Origin of the sequence: Methylobacterium sp. NMS14P, assembly GCF_028583545.1 — a bacterium.
Lineage (GTDB): Bacteria > Pseudomonadota > Alphaproteobacteria > Rhizobiales > Beijerinckiaceae > Methylobacterium.
This window is the reverse complement of sequence record NZ_CP087107.1, coordinates 91,939-107,419: the sequence shown is the minus strand read 5'-3', so window position 1 is coordinate 107,419 and position 15,481 is coordinate 91,939. Positions and strand designations below refer to the sequence as shown.

Here is a 15,481-nt window from a genome sequence, read left to right as displayed (position 1 = left end):
CGCGGAAGCGGCGGGGGCCGAGTCTCACAGGCCGAGCAGGTGCAGGCCGCTCGTGGCCGTGTGGGGCGTCGGGTCCGTGTGCTGAACCTCGGTGTGGCCGCCGAGATCGATCGTGGCGATGCCGAGATCGACGCTCACGCCCTGAGAGGCACCCGCCCCGGCCGGAGCGGCGGATGTCGCCGACACCGCGTCCGCGAGGTGGCCGACGAGGGAGTCGGCGCCGCCGCCGGTCTGCGGCAGGTGGATGCTGTCGCTGCCGAGCAGGTTCGCCGTGGCCAAACTCGGCTGATCGGCACTCACCGCGATCGCGCTCACCTCGACGGCGTGGGCCGGATCGGCGGAGGGCGTGAGCACGGCAACGTCCGCCACCGGGGTCGCGGTCGTCGGGCCCGCCGACACGTCGATCAGCGGGTGCGTCCCGGCTCCCGCCTCACCCGACGTGTTGCCGGTGAGATTGCCGAGCAGGTTGCCGACGGCGCCGCCCGCCGCACCGGTATCGCCCGCGCCCAGGACCGTGGCCACGGTCGCGACGACGCCGTCGACCGGAGTGCCCGTCGGGTGGCCGTCGCCGCCGGCCGCAGGAAGGATCCCCGCGACCGAACCCAGCACGCTGCCGGCCGCATCCGTCACGGATCCGAGATCGCTCGCGACCTGCGCCACCGCGGGCCCCCCGTCGCCGGCCAGCACCGCGCCCGGCAGGTTGACGATATCGGTCACGAGATTGCTCGACTCGCCGAGTTCTCCCAGGCCGACCGCAGTTCCGAGGTTGATCACGGCGTGGAGCGGGTCGTTCAGGGCCGGCACATCGTGGCCGACCTGTTCCAGGCCCGCGTGGACGCCGTCGATCAGCGTATTGGCCACATCCCCGACCGGCTGCAGCGGCGCGCTCGGCCCGAGCAGCGCGCCGGTCGCGCCGGAGCCCGTACCTCCGTTCAGGCCGCCCAGGAGACCGTCGAGGGCACCGGTGCCCTGGTCCCCCGTGAGACCGCCGAGCGCGGAGGTGACCGGTGCCAGGAGGCCACCGCCCGGCAGGCCGGATCCGAGACCGCCGCCAGCCGTGTCGAGGAGACCGGTCGCCGAGCCGACAACGCCGCCCAGCGCGTCCGCGACGTGCCCGAGATCGCCGACGACCTGAGCCACGCCTGCAGGACCGTTTCCGGTCAGGAGCGCGCCGGGCAGGTTGATGGTGTCGGTGAGCAGGTTGTGGGTGTCTCCGAGTTCACCCAACCCGACCGTGTTGCCCAGCCCGATCACCGCATGGAGCGGACCGTTGAGGATCGGCACATCGTGGCCGACCTGTTCCAGGCCCGCGTGGACGCCGTCGATCAGCGTATTGGCCACATCCCCGACCGGCTGCAGCGGCGCGTTCGTCCCGAGCAGCGCGCCGGTCGCGCCGGAGCCCGTACCTCCGTTCAGGCCGCCCAGGAGACCGTCGACCGCGGCGGTGACGGGGGCGAGGAGACTACCCGTGCCCGGTGCTCCCGCACCACCCAGGTCGCCGACGATGCCGGTGACGCCGCCGAGCAGGCCGCCGGCAGCGCCGGCCACCGCGCCGACATCGCCGAGGACGGGGGATAATGCCCCGAGCCCCTGGCCGCCCAGGAGGGCACCGGGCAGGGCCGCGGCATCCGTCAGCAGGTTCCCGCCCTGGCCCAGATGGCCGAGGCCGATGGTCTCGCCGAGATTGGTCAGACCGTGGACAGCGTCGTTGAGCAGCGGGATCTCGTGCCCGAGGTTCTCGAGGGTCATGTGAACGTCGAGGACGGCGGTGTTCGCGAGGTTCGTGACCGGGGCGAGGAGGCCGCCCGACGAGAGCAGGCCGCCGGCCGTCGCGGCGCCCGTGACGGCGGTGATCAGCGTGTCGGTCGCGCCGAGAACAGGACCGAGATCCGTGAGAACCGGACTGGCCGAGGCGAGGCCGCCGCCACTCAGTATCGACCCCGGGACGGCGAGCGTGTCCGTCAGGAGATTGCCCGCCGCGCCGATGTGACCGAGGCCGACCGTCTCACCCAGCCCGGTCAGGGCGTGAATCGGCGTGTTGAGCACCGGGATCTGATGGCCGACATCCTCCAACGTCGTGTGCAGGTCGAGGACGGCTTGATTGAGGATACCCGCCGCGGGCGTCAGAGTCCCGCCGGAGCCGACAAGCCCGTTGCCGGCGACGGGCAGTGCCGTGACCGTATTCAGCAAGGTCCCGGCCGCCTCGGCGACCTGGGCGGCATCGCTCAGCACCGGAACAAGGCCGCCGGCATCGGTCGGGCTGGCGACAGCGCCGGACAGGTCCGTGATCAGGTTGCCGGCCTCGCCGATATGACCGAGCCCGACCGTCTCACCGAGATTGGTCAGGCCGTGGAGCGGGCCGTTCAGCGCCGCGATCTCATGACCCGTGTTCTCGAGCTGCGCATGCGTGTCGAGGACGATGCGGTTCGCGGTGTCAGTCAGCGCGTCGGGGAGCAGCGACCCACCCGCGTCCGCGGCACCGACATCGACGGCACTCTCGACGAGAGAGGCAATCGGGCCGAGGCTCGTCAATTGACCGGTCGAGAGCGCGGTGGAGGACAACAGCGCGCTGGACCCGACGAGCCACTCGAGCGAGCGTGACGACGGGTTGAGCGCGGTGAGAGAGGACGATGTCATGGGCACCTCCGGTTTTGATGCGTAACCAGCAGTGCAATTATGGGTTGCAAAATCGCGTGTCCGTAGTGATTACCGAGCCGGCGACGCTCCGTTGCTGCGCGCTACCCTTCGGAATGCCGGCACACGAAGCGGGTCGACCATCTTGGTCTTCGGCCTCAGCTCGAGAATGTCCGCCTCCTCGACGACGGGTTTCACTCCTGCGGGACGTCGCCGACGGGCGCGCATACTTGAGAATGGCGAGGCGATGTCCGCGCTTTGAGCAATCGAGAGCGACGCCCGTCGCCGTCAAGCCCATGTCCGCGCAGCACTCAAGATCTAATATACGCTCACATCGTCGCGCCTGAACTTCGCCAACATCTCCGATGTCATGCGGTCGTTTACAGATCAGACCAATGCCCGGAGAACGATGAGCTCCACAGACAACGGATGCATCGATACAACAACGGCTTACTCAAATGCGCCATGTCGCCCCGCGCGCATCGACAGCGGTGCCCGGCGCGTCGCGCCGTCACCGAAACGGTGCGCAGCACTCACTGCCGGAACCGGCGCACGGATTCCGTATTGCAGCTTATGATTGTATCGTCCGGTACAGTCACTTCGGTGAAGGCGGCGAATGGGCAGGTGACCCGTGAGTATCGATCCGAGCAATCTCGCCCAGACAGCGACCCTCACGTACAGCGAGGACTTCGACACGCTGAGGCTCTGGGACGGCACCGCGGGTCTCGACACCTCGGGCGGCCCGCAATGGAGCATCCACGTCACGTCGACCGGAACGCTCCCCTTCAATCAGGAGCAGCAATGGTATGTCCGCGCCGATCAACCCGCCGGCAGCGCGCTCCCGAGCCCGTTCAGCGTGCACGACGGGATCCTCAGCATCACGGCCGCACCGTCAGACCCATCTCGGCTCCAGGATCTGGGGGACCAGCCCTACACCTCGGGGATGATCAATACCTTCCACAGTTTCAGCCAGACCTACGGCTACTTCGAGATGAGGGCCGAACTGCCCGCCGGTCAGGGTTACTGGCCGGCCTTCTGGTTGCTCCCGGAGGACGGCTCCTGGCCGCCCGAGATCGACGTGATGGAGATGCTCGGGCACGATCCCGGCACGCTCTACACCACGGTGCACAGCCTGGCGCCGGGCCAGACACCCGGCAACCACACGATGAGCCAGGGGATCTCCAACGTCGCCGACATGAGCGGCGGCTACCACACTTACGGCGTCGACTGGCAACCGGACACCCTGACCTTCTACTTCGACGGACAGGAGATCTACCGGACACCGACGCCGGCCGGTCTGGACAAGCCCATGTACATGATCGCGAACCTGGCCGTCGGCGGCTCGTGGCCGGGCGACGTCGACGCGACGACGCCGTTTCCCGCGCAGATGAACATCGACTACATGCGCGCCTATCAGGCCAACCCGGGCTCCGCCACGGCGCTGGAGCCGGTCTTTCACTTCTATGACGCGGCCTCCGGGCAGCACTTCTACACGGCCAGCGCGGCAGAACGCGCGCATCTGGAGAGCACCCAGTCTGGATATGCCTATCAGGGCGTCGGCTGGGCCGCCCCGGCATCGTCGTCGGCCACCGACGACGTCTTTCGATTCACCAACCCGACGACCGGCGACCACTTCTACACGACCAGCACCGCGGAGCGCGACGGGCTTCTCTCGGACGGCTCCGGCTACCACTACGACGGCGTCGCGTTCGACGCCTACGCCAGTTCGACCACCGCCGGATCGAACGCGTTGAACATCGAGCGATTCGTCAACACCGAGAGCGGGCGCCACTACTACGCTTCCAGTGCCGACGAGATCAGCTACATCGAGCAAGGTCATGCCGGAAGCGGCTGGATCGATGAGGGCCACGCTTTCACGTTGCACGCTCCGACCGCGAACATGTTCGGCATGTAATGATCTGTCTCTGAGGCTCGATGAATTCGAATCGAAGGTGCTGCCGACGCGGGATCGAGATCGAGCCGCGAATCTCCGCCCTCTTCGGCAGCCGGGGATTACTCTACACCGGGGCACATCGGTCACGGCACCACCGGAGGCCGCAACGCCGCCAGTTCCCGGGGTGAGACCCGCCCGGGGTATGGCCGCTTTCGGAGATTGCAAAAGACCTCCGGAGCGGGTGGTATGGGCGCGAGGCCGAACGGCCACCCCGTGATGCGGCGAAACGGCCGACGCGGTCGGCACCGCGCCCGGACAGCGCATAGTGCGCCCGCGTAGACCGCCGCGCAGGATCCCTCGTGACCCCCGACGAGAACCACGACGAGGATGAGGGCGAAGATTGGCGCTCCGTCAGCACGCGCCGCCCTGACCCGAGAAGCCTCACCCTCGCTCAGAGCCGGGCGCGCGAACCGGGGCGTGGCCGAACCGCAGACGATCCCGCCCAGATCCCGGCCGCGGGGTGGAAGGACGTCCTCTTCAGGGTCCTGTACTCGTTCCCGCGCGATCGCGTACTCGCCACGGCCGGCGGCGTCGCCTTCTTCACCCTGTTGGCGACCTTCCCGGCGCTCGCGACCATCGTGTCGCTCTACAGTCTGTTCTCCGACCCGCACGCCATCAGCCAGCACGTGAGCCTCCTCATGGGCGTGCTGCCGAGCGGCGTCCTCGATCTCCTGTCGGACCAGCTCATCCGCGTCGCCCAGCAGAGCACCGGTGCGCTCAGCACAGCCTCGCTGGTGAGCGTGTTGATCGCCTTCTGGAGCGCGAATTCGGGGGTGAGCGCCCTCTTCGATGCGCTCAACGTCATCTACCGGGAGCGCGAGAAGCGCTCGCTGATGCGCTTCTACGCCACCACCTTCCTGTTCACGCTCAGCGGCATCCTGTTCGCCCTGACCGTCACCAGCCTGGTCGTGATCCTGCCGATCGCGCTCAACCAGCTCGGTCTGGGCGCCCTGACGGACACCGCGCTGCGTCTGTTGCGCTGGCCGGGACTGCTGATCCTCGTCAGCCTCGCCCTAGCCGTGACGTATCGGTACGGACCCAGTCGGCGCGAGGCCAAGTGGCGTTGGGTGAGCTGGGGTGGCGCCGCCGCGGCCGTCTCCTGGGTCTGCGCCTCGGTCTCGTTCTCGTGGTACGTCGCCAGCTTCGACAGCTACAACAGGATCTACGGCTCGCTCGGCGCGGGCGTCGGATTCATGACGTGGATCTGGTTCTCGGTCGTGATCGTGCTTCTCGGAGCCAAGCTGAACGCCGAGATCGAACGTCAGACGGCGCGCGACAGCACGACCGGGCAGCCGAAGCCGCTCGGGTCCCGCGAGGCCCACGCGGCCGATACCGTTGGCCCGCCGGAGGGCTGAGCGGGGAGCAGCCAAGCGCAGAGGTTGCCGCCACGACGTGGGGCGACAGCGCCAGCTGACCGAGGGCGGAATGGCCGTCCCCTTCCGGCTCGCTCAGGACAGTGACGCGAGCAGGCCGGTGAGGTCGGGCCGTCCATCGATCGCCCAGAGGGCGTCGAGGATGCGGCGAACCTCGCGCGGGTCGAGGCGCTTGCCGGCATTCATGCGGAACTTGCGCTCGACGTCGTCGCGGGTCATCGGCCGCGCCACGAAGCCCGGGACATCATCGACCTGGCGGACGATCTCGCGTCCGTCCGCCAGTGTGGCGGTCAAGCGGTTCGGCACCGCTCTCGGCTGCATGGCCGTCAGGGCGGGCTCCTCGGCGACGGTGATCCGGTCGATGAGCGCCAGCAGGGACGGATCGCGGAGCTTGTCGGGGGCGTAGCTGTCGTTGGTGATGGCACCGTCGAGCATCGCCCGCGCCGTGATGTAGGGCAGGCTGTGGTCGGCCGTGTCCTTCGTCGTCGGGCGCCATTTCTCGCGGTCGCGGCCGGCGGTGACGTAGCCGAGATGCGTCGTGTCGATGCGCAGGCTGCGGATCCTGTCGACGCCACCGGCTTCCGCGGCGATGGCGATGCCGGCCGGAATCGCCGTCAGGCAGTAGACCTGCGCCGGGTACGGCTTGATCCCGCATTGCGCGACGCGGAAGGGGCGTCCCTGGCCGCCGAAGGTCGCAACGTCGACGGTGAACGGGCCGGAGACCTGTTTGAAGAAGCCGGCACGGCCCTCGAAGATCGGCGCCGGCCCCGTCAGCCCGGCACGGGCGAGGCGCGCCGCGAACACCCCCGCGCGGGTCGCCTCGGCATCAGCCACGCCCTTCCAGTCCGAGAGGGTCTGGACGCGGGTCTGGTTCATGGCGATGTGGCCGTTGATCGCGAGGTTGACGGCCTGGGTCAGGGCCTCCGGCGCGAGCCGCATCAGCCGGCCCGCGGCCAGCGCCGAGGCGGGCAGGCTGTAGACCGGATGGTCCCAGCCACGCCCCGTCACTTCGGCGGCGTCGAGCAGGCGACAGGTGATCTCGTACGCGACGGCGATCGCCGCGATGAGGTCGCGACCCGTGGCGCCCTCGGCCTCGGCCACGGCGAGGCAGGCGGCGATGGTGTCGCTGGGATGGCCCGGCTCGCGCCCGACATAGACGTCGTTGAAATCCTCGTAGCGGATGGCGACGCCGTTGGAAGGCGGCGAGCTCCGGACTGGTCCGCCGGTCGGTGCCGAGGATGGTCGCGGAACCGACCCCGTCGCTGAGCGCGATCTCCCGGCAGATCCGCACCGGCCCGGCATCGAGGGCGACGAGCCCGCATCCCAGCGCGTCGATGAGGTGGACCTTCACCGTCTCGACCGTGGCCGGGTCGAGATCCTCGAACCGCAGGCGGTGGGCGTAGGCCGCGAGCCGGTCGGCGAGGGGAGGCTCCCCGCCGGGGGCGGCCCTCGCCGGCTCGGCGGCGAGGGCGAGGCCCGCGGCCAACCACGCGGCGACGCGGCGGCGGGAGGGCGAGGTCGAACTCCGCATCCGCGGCTCTCCCATCAGGCCGGTTCTCCGATCAGGCGAAGCCGTAGAGCTTGGCCGGGTTGTCGACGAGGATCCTGTCGCGCGTGGCCTCGCTGCCGGCCCAGTCGGAGAGCAGGTCGAACAGCACCGCGTCGTCGGGCTTGTGCGTCTCGGTGACGTGCGGCCAGTCGCTGCCCCAGACGAGGCGTTCGGGCGCGAGCTTCACGAAGGCCCGGGCGGTGCGGGTCGCGTCCGGATACTCGGGCGGGCCGGCTCGGGTGTTCAGGTAGGCGCCCGCGAGCTTCACCCAGGCCCGTCCTTTCTCGACCAAGCCGGCGATGGTCGCGAAGGCGGGGTCGTCGGGCCCCCTGGCGGGATCGAGGCGGCCCATATGGTCGAACACGATCCCGCAGGGCAGCCGGTTCAGCAGAGCCGCGTTCTCCCGGATCTGGTCCCCGGACATGTGCAGCTGCACGTGCCAGCCGAGATCGGCGACGCGCTTGGCCAGCGGCTCGATCGCGGCGATCGGGGCCACGGTGTCGTTGGGATTCCAGACGCTGAAGCGCAGGCCGCGCACGTTGCCGGCGTCGAGGCGCTTCAGCGCGGCGTCCGTGACGTCCGGGCGAAGGACGGCGATGCCGCGCCCGTTCCCGCCGAAGCGCGCGAGGGCGTCGAGGAGACAGGTCGGATCGGTGCCGTGGTTCTTCGGCTGCACCGGCACGGCGCGGGTCGTGCCGAGGCGCGCCTGGAGCAGGCGGTAATCGTCGACCGTCATGCCCGGGGGCTTCGGCGTGTCGGGGGGCGGGAAGCGCGCGTCGATGATGTGGAAGTGGCAGTCGCAGGCCCCGGCGGGCGCAAGACGGCGCGGCCCCTCGGTGCCGGCGGAGTTCGGGACCGGTCCGTCGGCGGCCAGCGCCCCGCGCGGCAGCGCCACGCCGGCCATCGTGGCCGCGACGAAGCCGCGGCGTGTCAGCATGGGCATTCCCATCCTCCCTGTCGTCGTCACCGGGTGTCGCCGCCGCGCACCACGCCCGCCTCGACGAGCCCGTCGAAGGCCGCGCCCGCGATGCCGATCCGGCCGAGCAGTTCGCGGTTGTGCTGGCCGAGTGTCGGCGCGGGGGTGCGGATCGAGCCCGGCCGATCGTGCAGGCGCGGCACGACGGCGTGCATGGGGATCAGCCCCATGTCCGGGTCGGGATAGTCGGCGACGAGTTCGCGCTCGACCACGTGCGGGTCGGCGACGAGCTTGGCCGCATCGTTGATCGGGCCGATCGTCACCTCGGCCGCCTCGAAGAAGGCGACGTTCTCGTCCTGCGTCCGCCGCGCGATGAATGCGCCGATGATCGCGTCGAGCTCGTCGACGTGGCGCAACCGGTCGGCGTTGGTGCGGAAGCGCGGGTCGTCCACGAGGTCCGGGCGCCCGATCGCCCAGAACAGGCGCTCGGCCATCTTCTGGATCGAGCCCGACAGGCCGACGTAGCGGCCATCGCTGCACCGATAGGCGTTTCGCGGCGCCGAGTTCGTCGAGCGCGAGCCGGTGCGCGGCTTCACCGTGCCGGTGAGCCGGTGATGCGCCGCCTGCGGGCTGAGGATCGCGAAGAGCGGGTCGAGGAGCGGCAGATCGATCACCTGCCCGCGGCCGCCATTCACCTCCACCTCGCGGAGCGCGATCATCGCGGCCGAGGCCCCGGTGAGGCCGGCGACCCCGTCGGCGAGGTACATCGGCGGCAGCACGGGCTCGCGATCCGCGAAACCGTTCATCGCCGCGAAGCCGGAGAACCCCTCGATCACGGTGCCGAAGCCGGGCCGCTGCGCGTAGGGCCCGTCCTGGCCCCAGCCGGAGATGCGGATGATGGTCAGGCCGGGATTGAGGGCGTGCAGGGCCTCGGGCGCCAGGCCCATCGCTTCGAGCACCCCCGGCCGGAAGCTCTCCACCAGCATCTGGCAGGACGGCACCAGGGCGCGGATCACGTCGACGGCGCGCGGATCGCGCAGCGACAGGCACAGGCTCTTCTTGTTGCGGGCGTAGATCTTCCAGTGGGTCTCCACACCCTCGGTTTTCCAGGCGCGCAGGGTGTCGCCCTCGGGGGGCTCGACCTTGATCACCTCGGCGCCGAAATCGCCGAGCATCTGAGTCAGCACGTTGCCGGCGAAGAGGCGGGAGAGGTCGAGGATGCGCACGCCGTCGAGGATGCCGCTGGCCTCGGGCCGGTAGTCGCGCCGGTGCAGGTCACGCATGGTCATCGGGCTTCCGTCCCGCTGTGGAGGTCGGACAGCGCCACGACGGCGCGGGCCCGGGCCAGGAAGGGCGGATCGATCATCCTGCCGTCCACGAGGATCGCCCCGAGCCCCCGCGCCTCGGCCTCGGCGGCGGCCGCCAGGATGCGGCGCGACCACGCCACCTCGTCCGGGCGCGGCAGGAAGGCGGCGTTGGCGATCTCGACCTGGCTCGGATGGATGCAGGTCTTGCCGGCGAAGCCGTGGCGGCGGGCGGCCTCGCACTCCGCGCGGAACGCCTCGGGCTCCTTCACCGCCGCGAACGCCCCGTCGTAGGCGGGCACGTCGGCCTCCGCGGCCGCGAGCCGGACGGCGAGGCGGATCTGGGCCAGGGCCGAGGCGTCGTCGCGGTCGATGCCGCAGGGCTCGAGCAGGTCTGCGTAGCCGATCTGCAGGCCGGCGACGCGGGGATGCGCGCGGGCGAGGTCGGCCGCCCGGCGCAGCGACCGTGGCGTCTCGATGTTGACGAGGAGGCGGATGCGGCCCGCCGGATCCAACCCGTCGAGGCGGGTGGCCGCCGCGGTGATGGCGGCCGGTTCCTCGACCATCGGCAGGTTGATGAGGTCCGTGCGCGGCAGGGCCACCGCCTCGAGGTCGCGCGCGAAATGCCCGGTGCCGGGGGCGTTGACCCGCACCACGACGGTCTGGCGCAGACCGGAGGGCGCTTCCCGCAGATAGGCCGCGAGAGCGTCCCGCGCCGCGTCCTTGCGGGCTTCCGGCACGGCGTCCTCGAGGTCGAAGGAGAGGGCGTCGGCGGGGCCGGCGGCGGCCTTCGCGAACAGTTCGGGCCGGGAGGCCGGGACGAACAGCTTCGAGCGCATCAGCACGGCGCGCCTCCGTCAGACGATCTTGAAATGGGCCATCGCGACGATCGCGGCGGTGACGGTGAGCGCCCCGCCGATCCGGGTCGCGACCTGGGCGAAGGGCATCAGTTCCATCCGCTCGGCGGCGGTCAGGATCATCACGTCGCCCGTGCCGCCGAGGCCGCTGTGGCAGGCGTTCACGATCGCGGTCTCGATCGGGTACATGGCGAGCCAGCGGCCGACGACGTAGCCGGTGCCGGTCAGCGCGAGCACGGTCGCCACGATGGTGACCAGGTTGGCCGGGTGGAACGCCTCGACCAGCTCGTGCCAGGGGGTGAGCGCCACCGCCGTGCTGAACAGCAGCGGGTAGGTCACCGCCACCACGAAGAAGCGGAACACCACGCGGGCGCCCTCCTCCAGCGGGGGCGGCACCGCCCGCAGCAGCTTGGCGAGCACCACGAGGAACAGCATCGCCATCGGCGCGGGCAGGCCGATCAGCGCGTGGATCAAGGTGCCGAAGACGTAGATGGCGATGCCGGTGATCCCGCCGGCCGCGACGGTGGCGACATCGATCGCGGACGTGTCGCGGTGGACGGCGCCGTGGTCGGCCTCCCCCTCCCCGTCTCCGGACGGTTGGAGCCGGCCGTTGCCGGTGAGGTCGGGGCGGCGCCTGCCCAGCGTGTTGAGGGCGCCGCAGCAGACGATGGCGACGAGGTTGCCGAAGAAGACCAGCGGCAGGATCTGTCCGAGCATCCCGCCGTGATCGAGGCCGAGCGCCTCCGCGTAGCCGACCGAGAGGGGGATCGCGCCTTCGCCGACGCCGCCGGCCATCACCGGCACCACGACGTAGAGGATCGACCGCCAGAAGCCGATGCCGACGAGCCAGCCGACGCTGCCGCCCGCGAGGAGGCCGGCGAGCGAGCCGAGCGCCAGGGGCACGAAGATCTTGGCGAAGCCCTGGATCAGCACCCGGCGGTCCATGCTCAGGATCGAGCCGACCACCACGGCGGTGATGAACAGGTAGATGAAGTTCGTCGACTTCGTGAAGGTCGTCACCGACTGCACGAGCGGTCCCGGCAGAAGCTGATGGGCGACGAGGAACGAGGGCAGGAAGATCGTCACCAGGGACGAGCCGCCCACCGCCCGCAGCACCGGGATGCGCCGGCCGATCTCGGCGCAGGTGAAGCCGCCCGCGACCAGGACGGCGATCATCACCGTCACCTCGCCCGAGATCTTACCCCTGACGGCGAAGGCGGCGATCAGGGCGAGCAGGAGAAGGTAGACGGGCAGCGGGATGATGCCGACCCGCACCTCCATGGCCCGTGTCCAGAAGGGTTTCGGCGACGTCGCCGAGCGGGTCGAGGTCGCGACCGGCGGCCCGGCAACGGCGTTCGCGCTCATCGTTTCCTCCGCGTCGCCCCGTTTCGGACGGGGTCGATTCGTGTCGGGCGGGCGTCGCCCCGCCCTCTCTTGTCTCCCCAGGTTCATCGAGTAAAATGAATTGATCTCATCAACTCATGACGTTTCGGCATGAAGCTTCCCGTGGACGGCGTTCAGGCGTTCGTGCTGATCGCGGAGCTTGGCAGCTACCGCCGGGCGGCCGAGAGCCTCGGGCTGACGCAGACGGCGCTCACCCGGCGGATCCAGAAGCTCGAGGGCTTCCTCGGCGCGGTGCTGCTCGACCGCACCACGCGGTCGGTGCGCCTCAGCGCCGTGGGCCACGAGTTCCTGCCGCTGGCCGCGCGGCTCATCACCGATTTCACCCACGGGATCGAGCGCCTGCGCACGACCTCGCGGCTGGGTGTCGGCGACGTCACGGTGGCGACCGTTCAGTCGATCGCCTTCCGCCGGATGCCGGCGGTCCTGCAGGCCTACGGGCGCGACTACCCGCAGAACCGGGTTCAGATCCTCGAACGCTCCGGCGCGCTGGTGACCGAGGCCGTGCGCAAGGGCGAGGCGGATTTCGGGATCCACATCCAGCAGGAGGCCGATGCCGATCTCATCGAGGATCGGCTGGTGCGGGATCCGTTCGTGCTGATCTGCCATTCCGGCCATCCCCTCGCCGGACGACGCGAGGTCCGGTGGACGGACCTCTCCGGTACGGATCTCGTGACCCTCGGAGGCGCCAGCGGCAACCGACCCCGTGTCGAGGCTCAGCTCACGGCAGCGGGCCTGCCGCCCCGCGGTCGGTTCGTGGTGGAGAGCACGCCGACCGCCTTGGCGCTGGTGTCGGCAGGCATCGGCGCCGCAATCCTCCCGGCGGCCCTGAAGGGCGCCTCTCCCCGGGACGATCTCAGAGAGGTCCTGCTGGCCGAACCCGTGATCTACCGCACGATCAGCCTCGTGCGTCGCCGCAACGCGTCGCTGACGCCAGCGGCCTCTCTGTTCTACGAGGCGTTGAAGTCCGCGCTGTCGACGGGCTGCGACGCGTTTGGACAGCGAGCGGATTCGGAGTGCGTCGCGACACTGCGCTGACCGGCACCAGGCCGCCGAGATCGCGCGTTTTCACAGATCGCCGCGCGACATCCGGGAGCGCGGCGCGGCGATGATATCAGGCGCGGCGTGGCGGGGTCCGCCGGCGATCCTCGAACGAGGCGGCGAGCGCCGTCGCCAGGGCCAGAGTGGCCAACAGGATCATCACGTCACTGGCCGCCCCCAACAGGGCTCGCTCGCTCACCCCCACCGTGCGTCCGTGAAGGCCCGTTGCCTGCTCCACGCGCCACGCGAGCAGCGCGGAAGCGGCCGCCACGCCCGTCGCCGTGCCGAACGCTCGCATGAGGTTCAGCAGACCGCCCGCCTGTCCGGCGTGCTCGGCCGGTGCGGCCGCGAGGGTGGCGCCGTTATTCGGGGCGATGAACAGGCCGAGCCCCACTCCGTACGCCGCCAGCAACAGCGTCATGGCCGGCTCGCCGCCGAGACCTCCCGTGAGCGTCTGGCTCAGCCCGAGGGCGGCGGCCGCGCACAGCCCCGTACCGCCCCGCGTCGCGAGGCGGGGCCATCGCTCCGACAGACGGCCGCTGAACGGTGCCACCAAGCCGAGCGCCACCGGTATGATGGCGAGCCGCAGCCCCGCCGACACCGGCGCGTCGCGGTAACCGCGCACCAGGGCGAAGGACATGGCGAAGAACATCCCGTACAGCATCGCGTAGGACAGCAGCGCGGCCACCGTTCCGCCGGTGAAGGCGCGCGACCGGAACAAGCCCAGGTCGATCAGCGGAGCCGGGGCTCGGCCATCCCACCAGACAAATCCTGCCAGCAAGGCGGCGGCCACTATCGCGCACGCCAGCACCGACGGCGAGAGCGGCCCCCAGGCGTTCAACTCGGTGAGCGTCATCATCAGCCCGCACAGGGCTGGGATCAGCAGCAACGCGCCCCGCCAATCGAAGGTCGCGTCCCTGCCAAGCGGCGTGCTGACCGGAACGAGCACCCAGCCCAGCGCCGCACCGAGTGCCGTGACCGGCACGGTCACCCAGAAGATCCAGTGCCAGCTGAGATCGTTCAGCAGCAGGCCGCCGAGCGCCGGCCCCGCAATCACGCCAAGTGCCTGGGCACTGGCGAACAGTCCCATCGCGCGCCCGCGCTGGGTCTGGTCAGTGACGGCCACAAGGATGACGATGCTGTTCGCCCCGAGGAGGGCTCCGCTCATGCCCTGCAGCACGCGAAAGGCGATGAGCCAGGGCAGGCTCGGCGCCAGCCCGCACAGGGCCGAGAACAGCCCGAAGAGCGCGAAGCCGAGGAGGTACAACAGCTTGCGACCGGCGATCTCGGCCAGCCGCGCGTAGGCGGGGAGCACGGCGGCGAACGCGAGGCTGTAGCCCACCGCGACCCAGCTCACCTGATCGAGCGAGGCGTCGAAGGCCTGCTCGAGGGCCGGCAGCCCGAGCTGTACGATGCTGGCATCGACTTGCCCGACGAAGGCGCCCAGGCAGGTGATGCCGACCACGAGCCAGGGGTAGGCAGCGAGCTGGGAGAGAGAGCGGCTCGGTGCCGGCTCCCGCAAGAAGAAGCTGTCGCGCCGAGCCCGCACGTCCGGCGTGACAGGACCCCGCCTTCCCATGTCGATTCCCCGGCTCAGATCTCGGCAGTAGAGACCGGCGGAGCGACCGGCTTCAAGTCGAAAGGATCCGCCCGGCGGGCTCTGGACTGGACTCATCCGGGCGCGCCGTCGTGCGGGGCAGCACCGCGCTGCCCAACGGCCTGTCGAGCGCGAGCCTCTTCAGAGCTGTGCGCCGAGCTCGGACGACAGGCGTTCACCGGCCTCCCGCAGCCGCGGCTTGAGGGTTTCGGCCTGCTCCCTCGTCAGCCTCGACGATGGGCCCGAGAGAGCGAGGGCGCCGATCAGCCGCTCCTCGGTCCCGAACACCGGCATCGCGATCGATGCCACGTGCGGGTCGGTGACGCCGGAGGAATAGACCGGGATCTCGACCGGCGCCCTTTCCGAAGTCCTCTGGTCGCTGAACGCCCTCAAGACCTGGGCGATGGCGGACTCGTCCATCGGCCGCATGTCGCCGGGGCGGACGTTCATCCGCAGCGGCGACGGCGAGTCCGCCCGGAACAGGCAGAGCCGCTGGTTGCCCCGGCGGATGTAGAACGAGGCCGTCTCCAGGGACTCGGCGGCGAGCCGCTCCAGGACCGGGACGATCCGCTCCTCCAGCGCGAAGGATTGCTGGTAGACCGAGCCGATCCGGGCCGCCTCGACGCCGAGTCGGTAGCGCCCGTCATCCAGCCGCTCGATCAGGTCGAATTTCTCCAGCGAGATGCACAGCCGCATGATCGTGCTCTTCACGAGCGACGTGCGGCGGGCGAGCTCGGAGAGTTCGAGGGCGTCGTCGCCCCGCCGGAACGCGGTCAGCACGGTCAGCACCCGATCGGCCGAGGCCACTCCCTCGAGATTGGGCCGCGCGCGCGCCTCCTTCGCCATCTCTTCGCA

At 70.3% G+C, this 15,481-nt stretch carries 10 protein-coding genes and 1 pseudogene; 3 read left to right on the top strand and 8 right to left on the bottom strand.

Annotation, left to right across the window (positions count from 1 at the left end; translation table 11 throughout):
- Nucleotides 1–24: 24 nt before the first annotated feature.
- Nucleotides 25–2,637: a hypothetical protein gene (locus tag LOK46_RS30315; RefSeq protein WP_273565053.1), complete on the bottom strand. Its 2,613-nt coding sequence runs from the start codon at nucleotides 2,635–2,637 to the stop codon at nucleotides 25–27.
- Nucleotides 2,638–3,265: 628 nt separating this feature from the next.
- On the opposite strand from LOK46_RS30315, the gene LOK46_RS30310 reads away from it, so the two are divergent.
- Nucleotides 3,266–4,549 carry a family 16 glycosylhydrolase gene (locus tag LOK46_RS30310; RefSeq protein ID WP_273565052.1) on the top strand — a complete coding sequence of 428 codons (1,284 nt, stop codon included), beginning with the start codon at nucleotides 3,266–3,268 and terminating at the stop codon, nucleotides 4,547–4,549.
- 338 nt (nucleotides 4,550–4,887) lie between these two features.
- The gene (locus LOK46_RS30305; RefSeq protein WP_273565051.1) at nucleotides 4,888–5,943 is read left to right on the top strand and encodes a YihY/virulence factor BrkB family protein; all 1,056 of its coding nucleotides are present in this window, start codon (nucleotides 4,888–4,890) and stop codon (nucleotides 5,941–5,943) included.
- Between the two features lie 93 nt (nucleotides 5,944–6,036).
- Here LOK46_RS30305 and LOK46_RS30300 read toward each other — a convergent pair.
- The 5 genes and pseudogenes from LOK46_RS30300 to LOK46_RS30280 form a co-directional block, all read right to left on the bottom strand.
- Nucleotides 6,037–7,492, bottom strand: a pseudogene (locus LOK46_RS30300) (MmgE/PrpD family protein).
- A 31-nt stretch (nucleotides 7,493–7,523) separates the two neighbouring features.
- Nucleotides 7,524–8,453, bottom strand: a complete 930-nt coding sequence (locus LOK46_RS30295; protein ID WP_273565050.1) for an amidohydrolase family protein — start codon at nucleotides 8,451–8,453, stop codon at nucleotides 7,524–7,526.
- Nucleotides 8,454–8,473: 20 nt separating this feature from the next.
- The gene (locus LOK46_RS30290; protein ID WP_273565049.1) at nucleotides 8,474–9,715 is read right to left on the bottom strand and encodes a CaiB/BaiF CoA transferase family protein; all 1,242 of its coding nucleotides are present in this window, start codon (nucleotides 9,713–9,715) and stop codon (nucleotides 8,474–8,476) included.
- Complete coding sequence (locus tag LOK46_RS30285) at nucleotides 9,712–10,569, bottom strand: HpcH/HpaI aldolase/citrate lyase family protein (RefSeq protein WP_273565213.1); 858 nt, start codon at nucleotides 10,567–10,569, stop codon at nucleotides 9,712–9,714. The genes LOK46_RS30290 and LOK46_RS30285 overlap by 4 nt, the downstream gene beginning before the upstream one ends.
- An 18-nt stretch (nucleotides 10,570–10,587) precedes the next feature.
- Nucleotides 10,588–11,952: a 2-hydroxycarboxylate transporter family protein gene (locus tag LOK46_RS30280; protein WP_273565048.1), complete on the bottom strand. Its 1,365-nt coding sequence runs from the start codon at nucleotides 11,950–11,952 to the stop codon at nucleotides 10,588–10,590.
- Between the two features lie 129 nt (nucleotides 11,953–12,081).
- Between LOK46_RS30280 and LOK46_RS30275 the strand changes: the two genes are divergently transcribed.
- Nucleotides 12,082–13,026 carry a LysR family transcriptional regulator gene (locus LOK46_RS30275; RefSeq protein ID WP_273565047.1) on the top strand — a complete coding sequence of 315 codons (945 nt, stop codon included), beginning with the start codon at nucleotides 12,082–12,084 and terminating at the stop codon, nucleotides 13,024–13,026.
- A 76-nt stretch (nucleotides 13,027–13,102) separates the two neighbouring features.
- On the opposite strand, the gene LOK46_RS30270 is transcribed toward LOK46_RS30275, so the two are convergent.
- Complete coding sequence (locus LOK46_RS30270) at nucleotides 13,103–14,494, bottom strand: MFS transporter (protein ID WP_273565046.1); 1,392 nt, start codon at nucleotides 14,492–14,494, stop codon at nucleotides 13,103–13,105.
- 273 nt (nucleotides 14,495–14,767) lie between these two features.
- Nucleotides 14,768–15,472, bottom strand: coding sequence for an IclR family transcriptional regulator (locus tag LOK46_RS30265; protein ID WP_273565045.1), 705 nt, complete (start codon nucleotides 15,470–15,472; stop codon nucleotides 14,768–14,770).
- Between the last annotated feature and the right edge of the window lie 9 nt (nucleotides 15,473–15,481).